General features: G+C 68.4%; 6 protein-coding genes and 1 tRNA gene. 3 read left to right on the plus strand and 4 right to left on the minus strand.

Going from position 1 to position 5,653, the window contains the following annotated elements:
- Window positions 1-1,043 (plus strand): ATP-dependent helicase C-terminal domain-containing protein (locus NF876_RS38795; RefSeq protein ID WP_315975061.1); only part of this gene is annotated, 1,043 nt, incomplete at its 5' end.
- A gap of 205 nt (window positions 1,044-1,248) precedes the next feature.
- On the opposite strand, the gene NF876_RS38800 is transcribed toward NF876_RS38795, so the two are convergent.
- The 4 genes from NF876_RS38800 to aroA all read right to left on the minus strand — a co-directional run bounded on the left by NF876_RS38800 (window position 1,249) and on the right by aroA (window position 4,900).
- Window positions 1,249-1,626 carry a methylglyoxal synthase gene (locus tag NF876_RS38800; RefSeq protein ID WP_262270644.1) on the minus strand — a complete coding sequence of 126 codons (378 nt, stop codon included), beginning with the start codon at window positions 1,624-1,626 and terminating at the stop codon, window positions 1,249-1,251.
- A gap of 12 nt (window positions 1,627-1,638) precedes the next feature.
- Window positions 1,639-2,442, minus strand: a complete 804-nt coding sequence (locus NF876_RS38805; RefSeq protein ID WP_262270645.1) for a DUF1194 domain-containing protein — start codon at window positions 2,440-2,442, stop codon at window positions 1,639-1,641.
- A 458-nt stretch (window positions 2,443-2,900) separates the two neighbouring features.
- Window positions 2,901-3,542 (minus strand): (d)CMP kinase, encoded by a 642-nt coding sequence (gene cmk / locus NF876_RS38810; RefSeq protein WP_262270646.1) that lies wholly within the window; start codon window positions 3,540-3,542, stop codon window positions 2,901-2,903.
- Window positions 3,543-3,550: 8 nt separating this feature from the next.
- Window positions 3,551-4,900: a 3-phosphoshikimate 1-carboxyvinyltransferase gene (gene aroA / locus NF876_RS38815; RefSeq protein ID WP_262270647.1), complete on the minus strand. Its 1,350-nt coding sequence runs from the start codon at window positions 4,898-4,900 to the stop codon at window positions 3,551-3,553.
- 185 nt (window positions 4,901-5,085) lie between these two features.
- Here aroA and NF876_RS38820 point away from each other — a divergent pair, with 185 nt between their 5' ends.
- Both NF876_RS38820 and NF876_RS38825 read left to right on the plus strand, forming a co-directional pair.
- Window positions 5,086-5,472 carry a TIGR02300 family protein gene (locus tag NF876_RS38820; protein WP_262270648.1) on the plus strand — a complete coding sequence of 129 codons (387 nt, stop codon included), beginning with the start codon at window positions 5,086-5,088 and terminating at the stop codon, window positions 5,470-5,472.
- A gap of 80 nt (window positions 5,473-5,552) precedes the next feature.
- Window positions 5,553-5,628, plus strand: a tRNA-Ala gene (locus NF876_RS38825).
- Window positions 5,629-5,653: the final 25 nt, after the last annotated feature.

Below are 5,653 nucleotides of genomic sequence, written 5' to 3' on the forward strand. Positions count from 1 at the left end.
AAGGGGACCCGGCTTTCGGGAGCAATTCGAAGCCGAGCAAACCGAGCGGCGTGGCACGGCCCTCGGACGAGCCGCATTCTCTCGGCGCCCTGCTGACGCTGGCTTTTCCCGACCGGATCGCGAAGGCGCGGGGCAAGCCGGGCGAGTACCTCATGGCCAATGGGCGCGGCGCCGCGCTCGAGGCGCATGAGCGGCTGGCCCGGGAGCCTTATCTCGCCGTTGCCGAAATCGCCGGCGGCGCCGCGTCGGCGCGCATTCTGGCGGCCGCCGCCCTGTCGCCCGAAGAGATCGAGAGCCTGTTCGGCGAGACGATCGAGCAGCGCGACGAGGTCGCCTTCGACCGGCAGGCCAGGGCCCTGCGAGCGCGCGGCGTCCGCCGTCTCGGGGCCCTGCTCCTGAACGAACGGCCTCTGAAAGTACCGGCGACCGACGAGGCGGCACGGGCCCTGGCCGAAGGTCTCGCGTCCCTGGGGCTCGATGCCCTGCCGTGGTCGAAGGCGCTCGCGCAATGGCGCGAACGCGTGATGTTCCTCCGCAAGGCCGAGGGCGAGGAATGGCCCGATCTGTCCGACGAAGCCCTGATCCGGACGGCCGAGGAGTGGCTGGCTCCCCATCTCATCGGCAGAACCGGCTTGAACGACATCGGTCCCGATCTCCTGAGCGAGGCCCTGCGCGCGCTCCTGCCCTGGAACCTGCAGCGGCGTCTCGACACGGAGGCCCCGACCCATGTGGAAGTGCCGACCGGATCGCAGATCCCGATCGATTACGGAGCCGAGGAAGGGCCCGTTCTGGCCGTGCGCGTACAGGAGCTGTTCGGCCTCGACAAGCATCCGACCATCGCGGCCGGGCGGGCGCCGCTCATCCTGCACCTGCTGTCGCCGGCCCAACGCCCGATTCAGATCACCCGTGACCTGCCGGGCTTCTGGCGCGGCTCCTGGGCGGCCGTGCGCGCGGACATGCGCGGGCAGTATCCCAAGCATCCCTGGCCCGAGGATCCGCTGACGGCTCCGCCGACGCGGCGCGCCAAGCCGCGCGGGACCTAAAGCATCGGACCCAAAAGTGGACTTGCACTTTTGGGATCCATCCGATGCATTCTTCTTGAATGAGAGCATCGGTCAGAACGGAAAACCGGATCCACTTTTCACTGGCGTGGCCCTTCGGGTCGCTGACGCGGCCCTCTGGGTCCGTCCGATGCTCTAGAGCATCGATCCCAAAAGGGGACCCACATTTGGGGTCGGATCCGGTGCTCTAATGCCGGAACGACTCGATCAGCCGCTCCGCCGTGGCGGGGTTCAGCGCCATGGGGATGTTGTAGACGAGGGCGAGGCGCATCAACGCCTTCACGTCCACGTCGTGGGGATGGGGCGAGAGCGGATCGACGAAGAAGAAGAGGGCGTCGATCTTTCCCTCGGCGATCAGGGCGCCGATCTGCTGGTCGCCGCCGAGCGGGCCGCTCTTCAACCGCGTGACCGAGAGGGATGGGCAGCGCTCCATGACACGCCCGCCGGTGGTGCCGGTGGCGAACAGGACGAAGGGCCGGATGTCGTTCTCATACCTGGCCACGAAATCGGCCATGGCGTCCTTCTTGGCGTCGTGGGCCACGAGCGCCAGCGTCAGTTGCTTCATGGGCAGGGCCGCTCAATTGCTCCAGCGGTCACGCCACTGCATCTCGCCGGCCATGCAGTTGGTGCGCGGAGGGGACTGGATACGCTCGATCAGCGGCTGGGCGGGCATCAGGTTGGCAACTTCCAGCAGGATCTTGGTCTTGATCGCCTCGATGAACTGGTCGCGCTCCCGCACCGGAACGGTGAACGAGCCCTGGCCGCCGATGACGCAGTCCCTGTAATAGATGTCGAGATCCGGAATGTCGAGATAGCCGGGCTGGCGCAGCATGATCGGCAGGCCGTTGATGGTGATGCCCTTGGCGAGGGCCGCGTCCCGTGCCTCGATCACGAGCCGCCCCTGATTGTTGGGGCCGTCCCCCGACACGTCGATGACCCGCCGGGTCGCGTTGAGGCCGCTCTCCTCGAGAAGCTTCACGCTGAAATCGATGGCGCTCGAGATCGAGGTCCTCTGCGCCCGGCGCAGGGGCGTGGACGAGATCCTGTCCGCAAAGGCCATCAGGCTCTCGGAATTGTCGAGAACCGTCCAGGGAACGATCACCTTCTGGTCCGGCGAGCCGGCCCATTCCATGTAGGTGACGGCGATCCTGCCCAGCATCCCGCCGCGGATCGCATCATGGACGAGCTTGGACCGGAACGCCTGGGCGAAGCCCTCCCGCTGCAGGGCCTGCTCGTCCGTATCCATGGAGAAGGAGATGTCGACGGCCAGAACGAGGGCCAGGTCGACCTCGGTCTCCGGCTGCGCCCGGGCCGGAAGAGCCAGAAACGCGCAGAGACAGGCCAGCCCTGCGGCGAGGCGGATGAAGCCGGAACGAACCATCGGTGTCTCCTTCTCGGAGCCGGATTGGTCATGAAAGTGTGCCAGCTTCTGAAAGTAAGGCAAGGGCGGGCCCGGACCAGAGGTCGGACTTGGGCATGACGTGGAGGGTGGCGTCACCCGGTGATGGCAGCCTCCACGTCATGGCCGGCCGGCTATCACTCGCCTCGTGCCGGCCATCCCGATGGCTTGAAGCGCGGCGCCTCTCAAAAGCGGGATCACCGGGACGAGCCCGGTGATGACGTGGTGTGTATGTGACCCGCTCCTGCCACCCTCCGCACGTCATGGCCGGCCAGTCATCGCCCGGCTCTCGCCGGCCATCCCGATCTTTTGGGGCGCGGCGCTTCACCGTATCGGGATCACCGGGACAAGCCCGGTGATGACGTGGAGGGTGTGTGACCTAGTGATGCCACCCCCTCACGTCATGGCCGGCCTTGGGCCGGTGATGACACGGGACGGGCTTATGCGCGGGTCGTCGACGCTCGCCGGCTCTCCACCAGGTCAAGGGCGGCCTGGAAGGCGCCATCGGCATCCAGATGCGTCGTGTCCAGGGTCATGGCGTCGGCGGCCGCCTTCAGGGGGGCGGTGCTGCGGTTCATGTCCCGCTCGTCCCGGCGGCGGATATCCACCAGGATCGTCTCGTATTCCGCCTGCTCGCCCCGGCCCAGCAGCTCCCGGTGACGCCGCCGCGCCCGCTCCTCGGGGGTGGCCGTGATGAAGAGCTTCACGTCCGCGTCGGGGCAGACCACGGTGCCGATGTCCCGGCCGTCGAGCACCGCACCCGGCTCCTTTGCGCCGAACTGGCGCTGGAAGGCCAGCAGGGCATCCCGGACCGGCTGGTAGGCCGACACCACGGAGGCGGATTCGCCCATGGCGGCGCCGCGCAGGCGGGCATCGTCCTCCAGGTGACCGACGTCGAGGTTGCGGGCCACCTCCGCGGCCGCGTCCCGGTCGGTGAGCGGGATGTCCCGGTCCATGAGCACGCGGGCGACCGCCCGGTAGAGGAGGCCGGTGTCGAGATGGGCGAAGCCGTAATGCTCGGCCAGGCGCCGGCCCAGGGTTCCCTTGCCCGAGGCGGCGGGGCCGTCGATGGCGATGATCATGGGCTCCCTCAATCCTGGATCGTGGCGCCGAGCTCGCGCATGAGCGGGATGAAGGAGGGGAAGCTCGTCGCGATCATGGCGCCGTCGTCCACGGTCACCGGCTGGGCCGTCGCCAGGCCCATGACCAGGAACGCCATGGCGATGCGATGATCGAGATGGGTCGCCACCGGATTGCCGCCGCCGCGGACCTTGCCGTTCGAGCCGTGAACGAGGAGGTCGTCGCCCTGGATCTCGTGCTCGACCCCGGCCTCCGCGAGGCCTGCGGCCACGGCCGCGAGCCGGTCGGATTCCTTGACGCGCAGCTCGTGCAGCCCCTGCATCCGGGTCGTGCCCTGGGCAAAGGAGGCCGCGACCGCCAGGATCGGGTACTCGTCGATCATGGCCGGCGCGCGGGCATGGGGGACCGTGACGCCGGTGAGGCGGCTGTGGCGGACGCGCAGGTCCGCAACCGTCTCGCCGCCCTCGTCGCGCTCGTTCAGGCGCTCGATGGAGGCGCCCATCTCGATCAGGGTCGTGATGAGGCCGGTGCGCAGGGGGTTCATCATCACGCCCTCGAGCACCACGTCCGAACCCGGCGTGATCAGGGCCGCCACCAGGGGGAAGGCCGCCGAGGAGGGGTCGGCCGGCACCACGATGTCGGTGCCCCGCAGCTCCGGCTGGCCCTGGAGCGTGATGGCGCGGCCGTCGGCCCCGTGAGGGGTGATTTCGACGCTCGCCCCGAAATGGCCCAGCATCCGTTCCGTGTGGTCGCGGGTCGCCTCGCACTCGATCACCGTGGTCCGGCCGGGCGAGTTGAGGCCGGCGAGCAGGACCGCCGACTTGATCTGGGCCGAGGCCGCCGGGGTCTCGTAGGTGATCGGGATCGTCTCCCGCGGGCCGCGCAGGGTCAGCGGGACCCGCCCGCCCTCGGCCTCGCTCACCACGGTCACGCCCATCTGGACGAGCGGATCGAGAATTCGGCGCATGGGACGCTTGCGCAGGGAGGCGTCGCCGTCGAAGGTCGAGGTGATCGGGTGGCTTCCGGCCACGCCCATCATCAGGCGCGAGCCGGTGCCCGCATTGCCGAAATCGAGCACGTCCTTGGGTTCGGTCAGGCCGCCGACCCCCACGCCCGTGATCCGCCACCGGCCGGGCGCCTCGCGGGTGATGGCGGCTCCGAGCACCCGGCAGGCTTCCGCGGTGCGCAGCACGTCGTCGCCCTCGAGCAGCCCCTCGACCCGGGTCTCGCCGATGGACAGGAGGCCGAAGATCATGGAGCGGTGGGAGATCGACTTGTCGCCCGGAACGCGGATGCGCCCCTTCAGGGGCGTTCCAGGCCTGCTGGCGACCGGTGACGGCGATCCGTGCGCGTGCGACATTCTCGGTTCCTTGCTCGGGTTCCTTGAGACTTCTGATCAGGGCGGGCTCCTAACACGCGGTTTTCCCGCCGTCACGCGCAAGCTGGCGCGGGCCCGGGGCTCTCTTGCAATTTCCTATTTGACAAGGCATCCCCTCACGACTAACGGAGCGTTCCCGACCATTCACACTCACAAGGCAATCACCCGTGGCCAAACCGGAACTCGGCTTGAAGCGCCAGTGCATGAGCTGCGGCGCGAAATTCTACGATCTCAACAAGGACCCGGCCGTCTGCCCGAAATGCGGCACCGTCTTCCAGGCCGTGGCCATGAGCCGGGTGGCCGCTCCCGTGGTGGCGCGCGCCGCCGCACCCGATGACGACGACGAGACCGAGCTCGAGGCGACCGGGCCGGAGATGGTCTCCCTCGACGAGGTCGAGGCCGGCGAGAACGAGAAGGACATCCCGGTCGACGACGACATCGACGTGGGCGACGACGTGGCCGACGACGACACCTTCCTCGAGGATGAGGAAGAGGGCGACGACGACGTGTCGGATCTGATCGACAGCGATCTGGAAGACGACGAAGAGGCTTGAACCTCGCAGCAGAGGCGACTATAGAGACGCCTCTGCCGAACACGGCAGACCCCGCGGTGCCCGGCACCGCGGATCGAGATGGGGCCATAGCTCAGCTGGGAGAGCGCTTGCATGGCATGCAAGAGGTCGGCGGTTCGATCCCGCCTGGCTCCACCAATTCCCAAAACAGCCGCCGCTCAGG

Source organism: Microvirga yunnanensis, assembly GCF_025460875.1.

What these genes read in the sequence shown, in the direction of transcription:
- cmk (WP_262270646.1), bottom strand. Translation starts at nt 3,542, where the DNA reads ATGATCATCGCCATCGACGGCCCCGCCGCCTCGGGCAAGGGAACCCTG.
- NF876_RS38805 (WP_262270645.1), bottom strand. Translation starts at nt 2,442, where the DNA reads ATGGTTCGTTCCGGCTTCATCCGCCTCGCCGCAGGGCTGGCCTGTCTC.
- aroA (WP_262270647.1), bottom strand. Translation starts at nt 4,900, where the DNA reads ATGTCGCACGCGCACGGATCGCCGTCACCGGTCGCCAGCAGGCCTGGA.
- NF876_RS38800 (WP_262270644.1), bottom strand. Translation starts at nt 1,626, where the DNA reads ATGAAGCAACTGACGCTGGCGCTCGTGGCCCACGACGCCAAGAAGGAC.